This window comes from Microlunatus phosphovorus NM-1, assembly GCF_000270245.1.
Taxonomy (GTDB): domain Bacteria; phylum Actinomycetota; class Actinomycetes; order Propionibacteriales; family Propionibacteriaceae; genus Microlunatus; species Microlunatus phosphovorus.
On sequence record NC_015635.1, the window covers coordinates 3,322,106 to 3,337,783 of the forward strand.

General features: G+C 68.0%; 14 protein-coding genes and 1 tRNA gene. 4 read left to right on the plus strand and 11 right to left on the minus strand.

All coding sequences use genetic code 11. The features are described 5' to 3' along the window. Positions 1 to 6: 6 nt before the first annotated feature. Positions 7 to 660, minus strand: a complete 654-nt coding sequence (locus MLP_RS14995) for a rhomboid-like protein (protein ID WP_013863988.1) — start codon at positions 658 to 660, stop codon at positions 7 to 9. Between the two features lie 113 nt (positions 661 to 773). Between MLP_RS14995 and MLP_RS15000 the strand changes: the two genes are divergently transcribed. The 3 genes from MLP_RS15000 (at position 774) to MLP_RS15015 (ending at position 2,351) form a co-directional block, all read left to right on the plus strand. After that, positions 774 to 847 (plus strand) — tRNA-Met (locus tag MLP_RS15000). A gap of 680 nt (positions 848 to 1,527) precedes the next feature. Beyond that, positions 1,528 to 1,941, plus strand: a complete 414-nt coding sequence (locus MLP_RS15010; RefSeq protein ID WP_013863990.1) for a helix-turn-helix domain-containing protein — start codon at positions 1,528 to 1,530, stop codon at positions 1,939 to 1,941. After that, entirely contained in the window at positions 1,938 to 2,351 is a 414-nt protein-coding gene (locus MLP_RS15015) for a PIN domain-containing protein (RefSeq protein ID WP_013863991.1), read from the plus strand. Before MLP_RS15010 ends, MLP_RS15015 begins: the two co-directional genes overlap by 4 nt. A 146-nt stretch (positions 2,352 to 2,497) precedes the next feature. On the opposite strand, the gene MLP_RS26510 is transcribed toward MLP_RS15015, so the two are convergent. Next, positions 2,498 to 5,317: a phage tail protein gene (locus tag MLP_RS26510; RefSeq protein ID WP_013863992.1), complete on the minus strand. Its 2,820-nt coding sequence runs from the start codon at positions 5,315 to 5,317 to the stop codon at positions 2,498 to 2,500. 487 nt (positions 5,318 to 5,804) lie between these two features. Here MLP_RS26510 and MLP_RS29255 point away from each other — a divergent pair, with 487 nt between their 5' ends. Continuing rightward, entirely contained in the window at positions 5,805 to 6,431 is a 627-nt protein-coding gene (locus MLP_RS29255) for a DapH/DapD/GlmU-related protein (RefSeq protein WP_013863993.1), read from the plus strand. Positions 6,432 to 6,634: 203 nt separating this feature from the next. Here MLP_RS29255 and MLP_RS15030 read toward each other — a convergent pair whose 3' ends face one another. The 9 genes from MLP_RS15030 to MLP_RS15070 all read right to left on the minus strand — a co-directional run bounded on the left by MLP_RS15030 (position 6,635) and on the right by MLP_RS15070 (position 15,650). Next, positions 6,635 to 7,291: an urease accessory protein UreD gene (locus MLP_RS15030; protein WP_172641578.1), complete on the minus strand. Its 657-nt coding sequence runs from the start codon at positions 7,289 to 7,291 to the stop codon at positions 6,635 to 6,637. 70 nt (positions 7,292 to 7,361) lie between these two features. After that, the gene (gene ureG, locus MLP_RS15035; protein WP_013863995.1) at positions 7,362 to 8,132 is read right to left on the minus strand and encodes an urease accessory protein UreG; all 771 of its coding nucleotides are present in this window, start codon (positions 8,130 to 8,132) and stop codon (positions 7,362 to 7,364) included. Beyond that, positions 8,125 to 8,823, minus strand: coding sequence for an urease accessory protein UreF (locus tag MLP_RS15040; protein WP_231851321.1), 699 nt, complete (start codon positions 8,821 to 8,823; stop codon positions 8,125 to 8,127). Before MLP_RS15040 ends, ureG begins: the two co-directional genes overlap by 8 nt. Before the next feature lie 19 nt (positions 8,824 to 8,842). Continuing rightward, positions 8,843 to 10,561: an urease subunit alpha gene (locus tag MLP_RS15045; RefSeq protein ID WP_013863997.1), complete on the minus strand. Its 1,719-nt coding sequence runs from the start codon at positions 10,559 to 10,561 to the stop codon at positions 8,843 to 8,845. Then, positions 10,561 to 11,193, minus strand: a complete 633-nt coding sequence (locus tag MLP_RS15050; protein WP_013863998.1) for an urease subunit gamma — start codon at positions 11,191 to 11,193, stop codon at positions 10,561 to 10,563. The genes MLP_RS15045 and MLP_RS15050 overlap by 1 nt, the downstream gene beginning before the upstream one ends. A 112-nt stretch (positions 11,194 to 11,305) precedes the next feature. Then, positions 11,306 to 12,124 (minus strand): class I SAM-dependent methyltransferase, encoded by an 819-nt coding sequence (locus tag MLP_RS15055; protein WP_013863999.1) that lies wholly within the window; start codon positions 12,122 to 12,124, stop codon positions 11,306 to 11,308. A 186-nt stretch (positions 12,125 to 12,310) separates the two neighbouring features. Continuing rightward, positions 12,311 to 13,102, minus strand: a complete 792-nt coding sequence (locus tag MLP_RS15060; RefSeq protein ID WP_013864000.1) for a nucleotidyltransferase domain-containing protein — start codon at positions 13,100 to 13,102, stop codon at positions 12,311 to 12,313. Positions 13,103 to 13,191: 89 nt separating this feature from the next. Next, the gene (locus MLP_RS15065) at positions 13,192 to 14,187 is read right to left on the minus strand and encodes a DUF2278 family protein (RefSeq protein WP_013864001.1); all 996 of its coding nucleotides are present in this window, start codon (positions 14,185 to 14,187) and stop codon (positions 13,192 to 13,194) included. A gap of 68 nt (positions 14,188 to 14,255) precedes the next feature. Further along, positions 14,256 to 15,650 (minus strand): alpha/beta hydrolase-fold protein, encoded by a 1,395-nt coding sequence (locus tag MLP_RS15070; protein ID WP_013864002.1) that lies wholly within the window; start codon positions 15,648 to 15,650, stop codon positions 14,256 to 14,258. Between the last annotated feature and the right edge of the window lie 28 nt (positions 15,651 to 15,678).

Sequence of the window (15,678 nt, forward strand, 5' to 3'; positions counted from 1 at the left end):
CCGAGGCTACGTGTCTTCGTCACTCGCTGCGCTCGTCGCCGACAGCTCACCGCCGTGTACGGCAGCCGCCATGCCCAATCCGATGACGATCGCGGTCAGGTGTCCGAGGGAGGTGAAGTCAGGCCAGATCGCCAGCATGCCGCAGGTTGCGACGAGACAGCCGAGCGCGTACCAAACCCGCCAGCGATGTGGCACCCAGGCCGCAAGCAGCCCGATGGCTGCCGCCAAGCCGTATGAGACGCCGACGTCTGGTTTGACGGTGATGGAGAACCGCGCAATGTGACGGTAGAGCGCCGTGATCTCCATCGACATCACGAACAAGGTCGCCCCGACATGACCGAACACCCAGATGGCGATCAGTGCCGTGCGACCGAGCCAACGCTGCACGATGCCGAACACGAAGATCACCACCGGCACCAACAGCAGCTGAGTGAGCGGCGAGACCACGAACGCGCTCGCGAACAGCACCTCCAAGGGATGGGAGCGCATGTTGTTCAGGTTCGTGCTGACATTCTGGATGAGCTCGCGTACCTCGGAGCGCGGGTGCGCGGCGATCCAGGTGCTCGCGATGATGACGATCAGGCCGTAGATGATCCCGACGTCCCTGCCACGCCAGAAGTCCGACACGATCCTTCGTACGCCATGACGCTCCTGCTGCACCCTCGCATTGTCGTCCGAGTGTGGCTGCGTGGCAGCAGCGGACAGTACGTGACGCAGGTCTCAGCGCAGGATTTGGGTCTTCCCCGACCGTGACGTAGTCTTCTATCTCGCGACGCGGGGTGGAGCAGCTCGGTAGCTCGCTGGGCTCATAACCCAGAGGTCACAGGTTCAAATCCTGTCCCCGCTACGAGAAAGGCCCTCTGACTAGGTGAAATACTGGTCAGAGGGCTTTCGTCTTTCTCGGACCGCCCTTTGTCGCCACGGCTAGCTCAAGGCCCAGGACATCATCGAGTACCTCCCGGTGAACAGCCTCGTACCACGAGCGAAGTCAGACTGGTCGTCACTTCGACACGAGTATGAAGGAGCAACGTCCGCGAGCAGAAACCCTCCCGACTTCAAGAAGTGGCTCACCGCTACCTACAACGTGTCCTTCCGCGACGAAGACATCCTGAGGGCTACCAGAGACCTCACCAGGGTCCCCGACGAGATCGAACGACTCGCGACCAAGATCAGCGAACTCGGTGACCGACCGCCTCTCATCTGATCTGACGGCACGCCAGCTATGGTGCTGGGACGAAGAACCGGTAGGTCAGGCTCCTGCAAACCGTTGCGGCGCGTACCCCACGTCCCCGCCCGGGCGAGTTGGAGTTCACTCGCCGACCGACCGCCGGGCCGGTTTCTCGCCCGCGCGCAGAGCACCGGCTTGGAGGGGCCCGCAGGGGCGACGACCATAAGTGTGGATACGTCGCCAGCACGTCTCACCTAACGGCCCTAACCGTCGCCGACGTCCCTTCGCCCGGCGCGAAGCTAGCCAGCACCCAGGCTTCCCTCCTGTGCGTTTTGAGCGTTTGCGAGTATCCTGAGACGATGGCAGGGGTGATCGCGCACGATGAGGCCCAACGCCTGCGTTGGGCTATAGACCACGCGCTCGGCACTCCCTCCGGCGACAACAAGACAGCCCCGGACCCGGCGAGGACGGCACTGTTCCGTGTTCTGGAGGTGCTGGAGTCGAGCAGTGGTGCCGTCGTCCTTCCCGCGGACGCGTTCGTGAGCACTCAGCAGGCAGCCGACCTGCTCGGCGTCAGCCGGATGACGGTGGTGCGGCTGATCGACCGTGGTGAACTCCTCGCCGAGGGCGGCGGGGTCCACCGCCGGATCGCGGCGGCCGCTCTGGAGGGCTACCGCACCGAGAGCACAGCCCGACGACGAGCTGCGATGCACGAGCTGGCTCAAGACGTCACGGAGGACACGCCGGCCGACCGAGTGATCAGCACGCGGTGAGTGGCCCGGCCGCCGTCCTCGACGCGTGTGTGCTGGTCCCGATCCGGCTCGCGACGACGCTGCTGTGGTTCGCCGAGGCCGGTCTGTTCCAACCGCTGTGGTCGGATCAGATCCTCGACGAGGTCGAGCGCAACCTTCTCAAGCTCGGCGTCGACCCAACCCGGGCCGCACGTCGGGTCGGCAACATGCGGACCGCCTTCGGCGCCGAGGCCCTCGTCGACGGGTTCGAGGACCTGATCGACCAGATGACCTGCGACCCCAAGGACCGTCACGTGCTCGCCGCCGCCGTGCACGACCACGCGGACGCGCTGGTCACGTTCAATCTGAAGGACTTCCCCGCCGATGCCACGACCCCCGCACGGGATCGAGATCCTCCACCCCGACATGTTCCTGCTCCAACTGCTCAATGAGTGGCCTGCAGACGTCGTTAGCGTGCTGCAAGCCGGGGTCCAGGGCCACTGCAGGGGATGATGGTGACGGGACGCGTTTCCGGACCGTGCAAGCCCCCGTGCAGCTGACCGCCTACGACTTGCCCTTGCCCGCTGTCGCCCGCGGTCTAGCCGGTCGAAGGGGCCAAGATGCCACTGGAGGCAACGCCGCCGGAAGCACCGGCCGGCGCGGGAGGAGGTGCGGTCTCGCCGGGCCGCCGAGTGAATCCGGCGGCGGGTGGCGTGTTGTAGCTCTCCCCGCCCTTGGACCTGTTCCAGCTCGCCGAGACTGCTACCAGGTTGTCCGGGTCGCTGGCGATCCGCGCGCGAACCTCAGCCGTCGACCGGTGACCGATCGTCAGCCAGTGACGCGACAAGGGGGTCCGGTGATCCACGTCGAAGCCTCCTGCGCGGATGGCGGCGCAGAGGACGTCGACTGCTGCCTGCCGGGCGGCCGAGTTGGTGCTGATCGTCGATCCCGTGCGCGAGGCACGACGAATGCCTGCTGCCGCCGTCATGAACGCGTCGAACGCCGGCCGCGGCACGTACTTCGGCATGCCCGCGATCCGCTCGTCGCTGGCGTCCTCACTCCCGATCCGAATCTCGTACAGCGAGTCGAGGTAGTCCTCGATCGCGTCTTCACCCGAGACCCAGCCAACAGCCAGCCGTCGCACGATCCCCTCGATCCGGGACAGGTCACGGGCAACGATCGTCCTGGTGACAGTCGGCCAGCTCACCATCTCCATGTAGTAGGCGTTCCGCCGTGCCTCGCCCGCCGGCAGGCCGTTGAACTCCGTGACGTGGGCGGCCAGCCCCGACCCTGAAGTGGCCCCGAGGGACGCGGCCGCGGCGAGGTCTTCGTTGATCACTTGGCGCAACATCGTGTTGATCCTGGAGACGTCTTCAGGCGTCACCGGTTTCCCGATGCGTTGCATCCGTTCGACTTTGGCGACGAGCCGGTTGAGTTGTTCACGGACCGGCAGAGGTGCCGTTGCTGCACTGGCGGCGGCCGCGGGAGCAGCAGGCAGAACGATGCGCTGGACGACAACGCGCAGACCGGTGCCGGCTACGAGGGCGCGACCCTCGTAGTTGTGACCACCAGCCGAGGTCGTCGCGGTTGCGACCACGCTGCCATCTGCGGGACCTCCCGCGGGCATCGGGCCGCCCGAAGACTGCTCACGGGGCTCCCCGCGGATCGCCCCGCCGATCCGCCGTGCCAGACCGGCGATCCAGCCGACGACGCGGTCGATGGCGGAGTCGATGACGGTCTGCACGCGGGTCATCACATTGCGTACAGGGGTGGCGATCTCACCGAGTCCGATCAGACGGGCGAGGAAGCCGAGGACGACGGGTACGGCCCGGCCGAGGGCATTCTCGACGGCGTTGACGGCGTTGCCGATGCTGCCTGAGGCGATGGCGGCGATCGAGTCGAAGATCGAGTTGGCCAAAGCGCCGAGCTGTTGGGCGCGTTCGAGGAAGAACTGGATGGTGTTGTACACGGCGATGATGGCCTGGATGACCGCGCCGGCCGGGTTGAACATCGAGATGAGCCGGGTGATCGCGGCACCGACAACGCTGTTGGTGACCCATTCACGGATGCCTCCGAGGACGGTGTCGACCAACCCGGAGGTGAACTGGGCGATCCGGCCGGTGAGCGCGCCGATGCCGTGCTCGGCGACGTCGCGGACAACGCCGGCGCCTCGTTCCAGCAGACCCATCGCCCGCTCACCGATCAGCCGGGCGATCCGGCCGCGGATGTTGGCCCAGGTGAGGCCGAGGAACTCCATGGCCATGCCGAGGATGCCGCGGAGGTCGAACTGAGCGGGCAGCCGGATGATCCCGCCGAGGGAACCGGTCAGCCAGCCGATCAGGCCATTGCGTAGATGGGTGCCGATGTTGGACAGGAACGCGCCCAGTCCACCGCGGACGGCGGCGACCAGGTTGCCGGCGAAGCCGACCGGGTCCCGGAGGATCTGGTTGAACACGTCCCCGGCGCGCCGGATGACCCCCATCACCTGGCTACCGAGGCCACCGGTCATCGTCATCACACCCTCGAACACGAACTCGGCGACCTTGGTCACCGCACCGACGGCGAAGTCGCGCAGCCGGGCCAGCGGTGGGCCGAAGAGGCCCGAGATCTTGTTCCAAGCGCCCTCGGGATCCAGCAGGTCGGCTGCGGACAGCGCGTCCCAGGCCCGGGTGAACAGGCCCCGGATGAGCTCCCAGGTCAGCCCTAGTCTCGGGACTTCTTGCTCGAACCAGGCGCCGGCCCGATCGATCGCTCCGGACTCCTGCAACTGCTGGCGCAGGGCGTCACCGCGCGGCATCAGGCCAAGGAAGCCATTGACGATGGCGACGGCCGACCGCGGCACCGGAGTGCCCGCGACGACGTCACGGCCCAGCACTGTGCACAACAGCTCATAGCCAGGCATCCGTCGCGCCCACCCAGCGACCGTCTGCAGCGCTGAGTCGCGGACCCCGCCAGCGACGCTGGCGATACCGCCGACCGCGTCATCCAGCAGCCCTCGTTGCACGAAGGGCAACCTTCGCCACAAGGCGGCGACTGGTGTCGAGCCGGACGCGGTCGGTTCTGCGTCGGCGACTGTTTGTCCCTGCTCGGCCACCGACATCGACGCGGTCTCCGGTGCAGATCCGTTGAACCCGGCTGATCCGGAGCCGACTCCCGGCAGCTGCCGATTCGCCACCGTCGGTACGGCCGCGGCTCCTCGCAAAGCGCGTGACACCGCCGCCAGACTCTGCGGTCGCGTCGAGGCCGGCGCCACCGCCCGCACAGTCGGCCGGGCCGCTCCCACCAGACCCGCGACCGCCTGGTTCCCAGCCAACCGCTGCAACCGCAGGCTCCAGTGATCGCTGGAACTGCCGCCCGACCTGATCGGCTGCACCTGCGCGACGACCCTGGTGGGTTCTGCTGCGATGTGCTCCGACATGGCGGTCAGGCGGGTTAGGCGACGCTAATTATTGCGATCACCGGTACATTTTGACGAATGGGCATCGTGGAGGCAAGCGGTCCGTGAGCATCCCTTCGGGCAACGCTGCCTGCGCCTTAGGGCAGCGCGGATGGTCAGGTTCACGAAGAGGCGGCCGGCAAAGGCCGACCGCGGCTGGACCGCCGACCGCTGGGAGCGCTCGGCGTCGAGGCACTCGGGTACGCCCTGCTCCGGCCCCAGTGATCGCATCGGCGAATGACCGCGAGTCGCGCGTACGGCCTATGCATCTGGTGCCTCAGCCACAGATGACCGCGGGCCGGGCCGCTCGATCTTGGCCGAGGCGCCCAAAGCTGATCGGTGCGGGACCGCCCGGATCAATATGGGCCAGACTCAAGGGCATGCATGCTCAACCCGCATCTGATTGACGAGACGTTCATCAGTCAACCAGCAACTGCCGTACAGCCAGAGACATGAGAGCGAGAAACAGATGACCGACGAGGACTTGGTGATCCCCGATGGCTCGGACGACGAATCGAGCAGCGCCACGGTCGAGGATTTGCTCGCTGAGCTCAACGCAGGTCGCACGGTCGTAGGTGGTTCCGCGCTGCATCGCGTCATGCACCGGGCCGCGCAGGACGCGCTGCGGATCACTGCCGAGCTCAACGGCAGCTACCACGATGGAGCGAGTGTGCGTGCACTACTGGCTCAGCTGACCGGCAGGCCCCTCGACGACTCTGTCACCTTGTTCCCGCCCTTCCACACCGACTTCGGGCGCAACACGACCATCGGGCGGAACGTCTTCATCAACATGGGCTGCAAGTTCCAGGATCAAGGTGGACTGACCATCCACGACGGGGCGCTGATCGGACACAACGTGGTCATTGCGACGTTGAATCACCCGCTCGATCCCGCTCATCGCGCAGATGTCATACCTGCGCCGGTCGTCATCGGCAAGGGCGCGTGGATCGGCTCGAACGCCACGATCCTGCCCGGGGTGACCATTGGCGACGGCGCTGTCGTCGCCGCAGCATCAGTGGTCACCAAGGACGTGCCAGCCGGGACCGTGGTCGTCGGCTCTCCGGCCCGCGTACGCCGGATGGTCGACGGCTCGTAGCCCGGTCCGTTGCCACAAACGCGGTCGACGCATGCATTTCCGTAACGTCTGTCGCCCGCGGGCCACGAACGATCACTGAGCCCGCGTGGTCCGGGTAGGTCTTGCGCCCACGGGCCAGAGACGACCGCGGGCCGCACGGAAGCTGGGAATGTCTCGGGCCGCGGGGACACAGACGACCGCAGTGCCGCGCACGTCGCGCGCGTTCAGCCCTGTGACGCCGCCGCCGCAGGATGAATCGTCGACTCGTGCATCGCCGAGCCGATCCACCGAACGATCGAGCCGGGGCCGGCGAGCTGCAGAGTGCCCGGCTGCTCCGGCAACCGGTCGCCGAGCCGAGTGAGGCTGTCGAGGCAGCGATTGCTACCCAGGACCGCAGGGCCGACCCGGGCGGCCGGTGAGAGGTCGAGATCCTCGACCAGCAAGGGCTGGCCGGCGTAGGTCGCCCGCGTCGAGACGAACAGGCTGCCGCCTGCCTCACCGGAGCGACCGAAGACGAGCGACTCCCGCAGGGTGGCCGAGGTGTTGCGCTCGAGCACAAGAGTGGTCGAGCGCAGCACCTCCGCGCCCGTGGCGACGACGAAGGGCTCGCCGAGCCAGGTCAGCTGCGCACCATCGGCCAGCTGTACGTGGGCGTCCCAGCGCGCCGACCCGCCACGCATGTCGTAAGCCACGGTGCCAGCGACCTCGAGGACCTCCAATGCGAGGTCGCCGCGCACGTCGATCTCGATGCGTACGTGATCACCGGAAAGCAGCAGCGCCTGGGTCGCCACCAGCGCGACCCGGATCGTGCGCGGATCATTGGTACGCAGTCTCCGGGCCGCCAGCGGTCCGTGGCTCAGCCGGCACCCGGCCGGCGTCACCGCGATGCGAGTGACCTGCGTGCGGCTGGCCCCAGTGAGCCCGGGCTCAGTGGACTCAGTGCGCGTGGACTCAGTGCGCGTGGACGTGACCATCGCTCGCCGCGTGAATGTGACTCGTGCCGTCGGCGTGGGTGTGGGGTGCCATCGGCCCAGGGTCGGTCGGAATGTGCGCACCAGCGCGATGCAGAACGAGCATCGAACGTACCCAGTCGGCGAGGGCGGCAACAGAACCTGGATCGGTCCGGGAGAGCGCGAGAACCGGTCGACCATCCCGGGCCGCCGAGGCGTCGGCCACCATCTGCTCGACATCGACGCCGACATACGGAGCCAGGTCCGTCTTGTTGACGACGAGCAGATCCGCTCGGGCGATGCCCGGTCCACCCTTGCGGGCCACGTCGCCGCCGCCGGCTACGTCGAGGACGAAGAGCTGCGCGTCGACCAGGGCCGGCGAGAACGTGGCCGTGAGGTTGTCGCCGCCGGACTCGACGAGCACGACATCCAGCGGCGTCCCCACGCCGGCGTAGTCCACCTCGAGGGTCTCCACCGCGATCAGGTTCGGGGTCACATCGTCCCGGATCGCGGTGTGCGGGCAGGCGCCGGTCTCGACGGCACGGATCCGGTCCTCGGCCAGGATGCCCTCCGACCGCAGGAAACGGGCGTCCTCGTCGGTGTAGATGTCATTGGTGATCACCCCGAGCTCGAACTCGGCCGACAGGGCTCGGCACAGGGTCGCGATCAGCGAGCTCTTGCCGGTGCCGACCGGACCGGCCACCCCCAGCCGCAGCGAGCGGGTCGATCCTGGCGTGGAAGGAGTGTTGTCGGACGGAGTCTGGTCAGGCATGGAACAACCTCATTCTCTGGGTGGCATGGGCTTCGGCGTAGCAGTCGACCATGGGTGCGCCGCACGCCGGGATCTCCTCGCCATCGGTCAGGTTCACCACGGCCGCGACGACCTCCTCCATAGCGGGATGCAGATCCATCAGCCAGCCCGCCGCGTCCGCCGGACCGACCGGCAAGAGTTTGAGCGAGGCGGCCACGACCGTCTGTGCATCGTCGTACGCGACCAGTCTCACCACCTGCGCCGCGCTGAGGCCGGTCACCGCACCGATCACCCCGAGAACGACCGGCCGGGCCAGTTCGGCATCGCGCGGCAGGTGGTCGAGCACCGCGGGCCAGATCCGCTCGGCCAAGCGCAGATAACCGCGGCCGATCCGTTCCGAGGCGGCCCGCAGCGCGCGGCTTGGAGTCCGGGCGGCCCAGTGCGGTACGACGGTGAGCGGATCGCCGCCGGTCAGCGCCAGCTGGCGGGCGACGACGGCAGCACCGGCCTCGACCCGTACGACGGTCTGCAGCCGACTACGCGCGTACGCCGCCACCTCGCCCAGTGCCCGACCGTCGCCCGGTCTCGCGCACCCCAATCCAGCACGGACCGCAGCCTCCAGCCCCGCCGACTGAGTGTGGCCGCCGGTGGGCAGCCTGGCATCGGCGAGCATCAGCGCCACCAACTCCGGCGAGCTCCCTGCGTGTGTCACGATCCCCGGCGCCAAGGCTTCAGAACATCGAGTACAGCTGGGCCAGGGGCAGCCGGTCGGCGGGAGCCGGCTCGATCAGCTCCCCGTCGACGGTGATCGCGAACGTCTCCGCGTCGATCACGATCTCCGGCAACGCGCTGTTGTTGCGCATGTCGGCCTTCCCGACAGCTCGGGTGGGCTGGACCGGCAGCAACGTACGACGCAGTCCGAGACGCTCGGTGATGCCGTCGTCGAGCGCCGCGGGCGCGACCCAGGACACCGACCGGTCGGCGCCGGTGGTGTCGGCGAACGAGGGCCGCATCAACACCGGCTGCGGAGTCGGGATGGAGGCATTCGGGTCGCCCAGCGCCGCCCAGGCGATCGCGCCGCCCTTGATCACCGCCGACGGGCGTACCCCGAAGAACTTCGGCTCCCACAGGGTCAGATCGGCGAGCTTGCCCGCCTCGACCGAGCCGACGGTGTGGTCGATGCCGTGGGCGATGGCCGGGTTGATGGTGTACTTCGCGACATACCGGCGGGCCCGCTCGTTGTCGGCCGGCAGCGACTCCCCCGTCACGACTCCGCCCAATCGGCCGCGACGTGCCTTCATCACATGGGCGACCTGCCAGGTGCGGGTGATGACCTCGCCGATCCGGCCCATCGCCTGCGCATCGGAGGAGGTGATCGAGATGGCGCCCAAGTCGTGCAGAACGTCCTCGGCCGCGATCGTGGTCGCGCGGATGCGAGACTCGGCAAACGCCAGATCCTCGGGCACGTCGGGCGACAGATGGTGGCAGACCATCAGCATGTCGAGGTGCTCGGCGACGGTGTTGACCGTGTGCGGCAGCGTCGGGTTGGTCGAGCCGGGCAGCACGTTGGGATCCGCGGCGAGGGTGAGGATGTCCGGCGCATGGCCGCCACCGGCGCCTTCGATGTGGAACGCGCTGATCGACCGGCCCGCGATCGCGCGCCGCGTCGACTCGACGTACCCGGCCTCGTTCAGCGAGTCCGAGTGCAGCGCTACTTGGAGCCCCCACTCCCCTGCCGCGGTGAGGGCCGCGTCGACCGCCGCTGGAGTCGACCCCCAGTCCTCGTGCACCTTGTAGCCACCGGCGCCGGCGAGCGCCTGCTCGGCCAGTGCCTCGGTGGAGACGGTGTTTCCCTTGGCGAGCAGCAGGACATTGACCGGCAGCGGATCGAGCGCCCGGTGGATGTTGGCGAGATGCCAGGCACCGGGGGTGACGGTGGTCGCCTTGGAACCCTCCGACGGTCCGGTGCCGCCGCCGATCACGGTGGTGATCCCGGTGGCCAGCGCTTCGTGGACCTGTGAGGGCGAGAGCAGATGGACGTGCGAGTCGATCGCGCCCGCGGTCAAGATCTTGCCCTCGCCGGCGATGACATCGGTGGCCGGCCCGATGGGCAGCTCCGGATGGACGCCGTCGGCGATGTCGGGATTGCCGGCCCGGCCGAGCGCCACGATCCGGCCGTCCCGGATGCCGACATCGGCCTTCACGATGCCCCACCAGTCCAGCACCAGCGCATTGGTGACGACCGTGTCCAGGGCTCCGTCGGCGCGGGTCGTCATGCCCTGGGCCATCGACTCCCGGATCGACTTCCCGCCGCCGAAGACGACCTCCTCGCCGCCGACGGTCAGGTCGCGTTCGATCTCGATCCACAGATCGGTGTCACCCAGGCGGATCTGGTCGCCGGCGGTCGCGCCGTACAGGGCGGCGTACGCAGCGCGAGTGATCTGGACCATCAGAGCTGGACCTCCGCGGGAGTCTTGCCGGGCTGGATCCCTGGCACGCGACGCGCGCCCGCGAGGGCCACGGCGACGACCTCACGGGAGGCGCCGGGCTCGAACCGTCGCGACGTACCGGCGGGTATGTCGAGCCGGAAGCCCCGAGCCGCCTCCCGGTCGAAGGCCAGGGCTGCATTCGCATCCGGCAGATGCAGGTGCGAGCCGACCTGGATGGGTCGGTCCCCGATGTTCTCGATCACCAGGACGATCATGTCCCGGCCCTGATTGAGGACCACCTCTCCCTCACCGGTCCGCACGCCACCGGGGATGTCGGCCGGTTCGATACCGGCACCGACCGGGTCATGGATCGTGACCAGCTTGCGGCCGTCGGGGAACGTCGCCTCGACCTGGACCTCGGCCAGCATGCCCGCGACACCGTCCATCACATCGCCAGGGCCGAGCACCTCGCGGCCTTCCTCCATCAGGTCGGCGACCAGGGCACCCTCGCGAGCCCGCTCGATCACCCAGGTCGAGAGCAGGGCGACGGCCTCCGGGTAGTTGAGACGGACACCGCGCGCGAGCCGATCACGGGCCACCATGCCGGCGACCGACAGCAGCAGCTTCTCGGTCTCCGCGGGGGTGAGATGCACGTTGATGCTCCTGTCCGACGACCTGGACCGCCGGGCGGCCTCGCTGTGACGCGATGATAGGCAGCTTCGATTACGCCGATGTGACGCTTGCGACGGTCGCACCTGGTCAGGGTTACCCCATCTCAGCGAACGTCAGCAGCGTGATGCTCGGGCGATGGTCACGCACCCACGGCGCGCCGGCGAGCCTCCGCATCGCTGGATTGGCCCAGACACCTCGCCCCGGTGGCAGCAGCACGTCACGGACCGAAGCGACGCCGGGAATGACGTCGGTCAGGCGGGCGGCCTCGGAGACCGTCTGGGCATGCGGCATGGGCGGGGCGACATACCGATCGGAGAGCTTGACCTTGCCCTTGACCGTCATCGTGCTGAACCAGGCCGGGATGGCGTCATAGACCAAGCGCCCACCGGGGAAGCGCGCGGCCAGGTCGGCGATGAGCGCGTGCACCTCGTCCTTGGGCAGATACATGAACAGTCCCTCGGCGGTGATCAGCGCCGGGCCGGCGGCGACCTCCTCCAGCCACGTGTCGTCCAGGGCCGACCGTCCGATCCGAGTGATCGCCTGCTCCTCGGGAAGCAGCCGTCGCTGCGCGTCGACGACCTCGGGCAGATCGACGGAATACCACGCCACGTCTGGCCGGCCCAACCGCCAGTACGTCGTCTGCAGCCCCTCACCGAGTGCGACCACTGGCCCGCGAGGGTGCCCGGCGAGGAAGTCGGCGATCACCGTGTCGAAAGCCAGCGCGCGGAGCGGATGGGACTGACTCAGCTTCCCGAAGCGCTGGAAGTCCTCGCCGGAGTCCTGGAGAGTCCGATACAGGCGGACCGCCTCCGGATCGACCAGATACGAGCCGGGTCGCATCGCCTCCTCGGCTCGGTTCCGCAGTGTCCACAGGGTGGTCTCCGGCACACCGCTCAGGTCCACACCAGCCATCTCCGCTCCTGAGGTTAGGTATACCTAACTCTATCGCTGTGCCGGCCGACTAGCCACCGACTAACCATGCTCAGCCAGTGCCCGTGACAAACGCGTGGCTCAACGGCCGTTCGTGGCGCGACACGCCACTCAGCCGGCATTGAGCCACGAGGATGTCACTCGTCGCCCTTTCATCGGCTGACGCCACTATGTCCAGCCCCAGTGGCGCCGCTGGGCGTCGATGGCCCAGATGTTGATCCTGTCCAGGGCAGCGGTCTCGGGCAGCGGCGTGCCGCCCTCGTCAAGCAGCCTGCGTACCCGGACCTCCACAGCGGCGATCTCGGACGACACCTCCGCGCGAGGCACCTCACCGCGTTTGACGGCCAGGACGCGTGCTCGCTGCTCGGACGGCAACGGCAGGGTGAGTGTGCCGGTCGCGGCGATCTCCAGTCCCTGGTAGGCCAGCCGCAGCGCATGGCTGCCGTACTTGACGTCCCAGCCATACCTCTCGATCAGTTCAGGCCGGTTGGGCACGTTGCGCTTCGATTGGCCGAGCATCCGCTCGTGCTGAGACTGCATATAGCCGAGAAACCTCTCGACAGCTTGCTGGGACAAGAACGCCGAACGCATCGCCCGCAACTCCTCGCCGAGCGGAGTCACCACGATCAGCGACTCCTCGGGCGCGAACAGCGGCAGCATCACCGTCGGGTTGCCCTTGATCGCCAGCAGCAAATACTTCCGCAGGGAGTAGAGGATCAGATCCGTATCACCGTGCCCGCTGCGCGCGCCTTCGGGCTGAGTACGCCAGACGTAGTCGTCACGGTGCTCCTCGACACCCAGGACGTACGACGGGGGTTCGATGTAGACGCCCATCTCGTCATGGTCGTCGGTGCCTTCGATGGCGATGCCGTGTACGCCGCTGCCGACGACCGACCGCAGGATCTCGCCGCCGAGCGCGACCGCCGGATCGCCGTACTCCACGTTGGGTGCGTCGCTCATGGCGTCACCCTCCCATCCATCAGGAGAGTCCGGCGAGCCGATATGCGACCAACTGCCGGCGCAGCGACATTGAGACGCGCATCCGCCGATCAGAAGACGACGGTCCACCCCTCCCGTGCCTCGGCCTGGGTGTAGGCGACACCGTGGACCTTCAATCCGTCGGGATCGAGCAGCGTGATCAAGCCACCCTTGTTGCCGAGCGCTGCCGGCGGCCGCATCTCGACCTGCAGGACCGCTCCGGCCACGAGGCTGACCGCGGGCAGCGGGGACTTGTTCTTGAGCCGATCGGCCAGCGTCCAGCCGGCCAAGGAGATGTCGGTGTCGCTGCTATTGAGCAGGGTCACCACCTCGCGCTCCGGTGCCGGGCCTACCGGGTTGACGAGGGCTCCGACGATGCGTACCCGGCCGTCGCCAGCTCCGCCGGGCAGCTCGGCGATCCGATGCCCGGTCACGTCATCGGTGTGCCAGGCCTGGGACTGGAAGGCCAGGAAGAGGCCGACCCATTGATTCTCGCCGGGGAAGTGGATCAGCAGGCCGCCGTCCTGCCAGACGCCGTCGTCGCGAACGTACTGGCCGTCGTTGCCCTGGTTCATGTGGACGTCGTGCACCCCGTTGCCCGGCCGGAAGCCGAACACCTTGTCGGGGACGCCCTGCTCCGGACCCCATCGCTCGCCGAAGGCATAGATCCGCGCGCTGGGGTCGGCGATCGCTCGTCCGACGAAATGGTCGATCCGGTCCGAGAGATCGTTGTCCGGCCCAGGGACGCTCGACGGCAAGGTCCGCATCGCCGCCCGGTCGACCACGTTCTGGCGGATGTAGTCCAACGCCACCCCGCCCGGTGTGCTGGGCACGAGATGGAAGCCGTCGGCGAACTCGGCCAGCGCCGACAGCATCGGATGGGCAAGGTCCTCGACCACCAGATACAGCAGATCAGGCGGCGTCTGCGACGAACGTACGTTGACCGCCACCCGGTAACTGGTGCCGGCCGCCGCAACCCGAACCTGATAGTGCGGCGTGTCCAGATCAGTCTCCACACTCCGGTCGACCGCCTGCCCGACCAGGACTCCATAGCTCTTCAGGGGCATCGCGACCTCCGGTTATGTCGAGCAGATGTCATCAGGAGGGCGCTCCGCAGCGCTGCGATACACCCCGATCAGCGCATGCGTCGGTGTTTGCCGAGCAACCACTGCCAGACATCGGGGCTGTTGAAGGCGAGGTCCCAGCTGTTGTGGGCTGAGGTGTTGAGATACCCGCTGTCCCCCGGGGACTCGTAGCTGACCTCGGTATAGCGCAGGTCGCGATGACCGAGTTCCCGAAGAAGCCTGACGTTGATCCGCGAGCCGTCGACCGGAGACACCGTGTCCTGGGCGGCGTGGAAGAACCACAGTGGCGTCTTCAGCGCGGGTCGCAGCTTGGCTCTGGTCGCCCGACCGGACATCCACTCGACCGTGCCTGCTTCCCGACCGCTCGGCAGCACCGTGCCCGCGAAGAGATCCGGCTCGTCGAGCAGGAGCGCCAGCCCGCCCTCGGCGCCGCGGGAGAGTCCGACCACATACACGCGGTCCGGATCCACCCCGGGATTGCGACGGATCACGTCGCGCACCAGGGCAGCCAGCAGGCGTCGCCGGTTGCGGGTCTGCCAGTGAATGCCGCCACCTTTGCCGGTCGCCTCGTCATAGCTGTCGTACGCGTCGAACACGGCCGGTGCTTGTGGCGCCACGACGTAGGCGTCCTCATGCTCGAGTACGCCGGTGGCGCCGCGGCTGGAGAGCACCTGGGCGAGATTGTCGGTTCCCACTTGGCCCGAGCCGTGCAGGAACAGCACGAGGGGCGCCCGGCGATGCCGCCGTGCCGGCCGGCGCAGTCGATAGTGCAGGACGTTCTTGCCGGAGCCTCCTGCGGAAGTCACCCCCGTGGCGAAACCGTGGAGATCCAGCTCCACGAGGGACTCCGCGGCTGCGCTGACATCCCAGCGGGACTCGTCGAGAAGGCCACCGTCCGCACGCACCACGGCCGCCGTCCGCTCGACCGTCACGACCAGGGATGCACCGAGCGGCTCGGGCGTCTGCGTGGCCTGCACCCGTGGGCGCTGCACGATCGTGCCGTCCGCCGCGTACTCGCGGAACAGCATCGGCTCGGTGTTGCCGGCGGTGAATCGGTACGGCTGTGGCAGCTTCTCGTCCAGACCCGCCAGCTCGAAGACGACATAGCGGCCGCCCGTGGTCTCGCCGACGGAAGCGCTGTCCCGGGTGTAGGCGCGAGTAATCGCCAGTGGCGTCGGGTTCGTATCCCCGACTTGGACGGTCAGCGAGAAGGATCTGGCCAAGTCCCGGCACCCGAGCAAGGTGACGCCTGTGTCGAGACAGACGGTCGTGATGCGGCTGCCGACCGGGGTGATGCGGGCGAGCAACCTCGACCCTTTCGCCGGCGACGGCCGGTGCTTGTGAACGGGCGTGGCTTCCGCCACCTGTTGCCCACCTCCGATCATCGTCGCTGCCGCCAGACCGGCTGCTCCGGTGACCAGAAACGCTCGTCGGCTGGGCTCCATCGTCCGTCCTCCGGATCATTGGGTTCGG

Coding starts and splice junctions, on each gene's coding strand:
- MLP_RS15010 (WP_013863990.1), top strand. CDS start 1,528: ATGGCAGGGGTGATCGCGCACGATGAGGCCCAACGCCTGCGTTGGGCT.
- MLP_RS26510 (WP_013863992.1), bottom strand. CDS start 5,317: ATGTCGGAGCACATCGCAGCAGAACCCACCAGGGTCGTCGCGCAGGTG.
- MLP_RS29255 (WP_013863993.1), top strand. CDS start 5,805: ATGACCGACGAGGACTTGGTGATCCCCGATGGCTCGGACGACGAATCG.
- ureG (WP_013863995.1), bottom strand. CDS start 8,132: ATGCCTGACCAGACTCCGTCCGACAACACTCCTTCCACGCCAGGATCG.
- MLP_RS15045 (WP_013863997.1), bottom strand. CDS start 10,561: ATGGTCCAGATCACTCGCGCTGCGTACGCCGCCCTGTACGGCGCGACC.
- MLP_RS15055 (WP_013863999.1), bottom strand. CDS start 12,124: ATGGCTGGTGTGGACCTGAGCGGTGTGCCGGAGACCACCCTGTGGACA.
- MLP_RS15060 (WP_013864000.1), bottom strand. CDS start 13,102: ATGAGCGACGCACCCAACGTGGAGTACGGCGATCCGGCGGTCGCGCTC.
- MLP_RS15065 (WP_013864001.1), bottom strand. CDS start 14,187: ATGCCCCTGAAGAGCTATGGAGTCCTGGTCGGGCAGGCGGTCGACCGG.
- MLP_RS15070 (WP_013864002.1), bottom strand. CDS start 15,650: ATGGAGCCCAGCCGACGAGCGTTTCTGGTCACCGGAGCAGCCGGTCTG.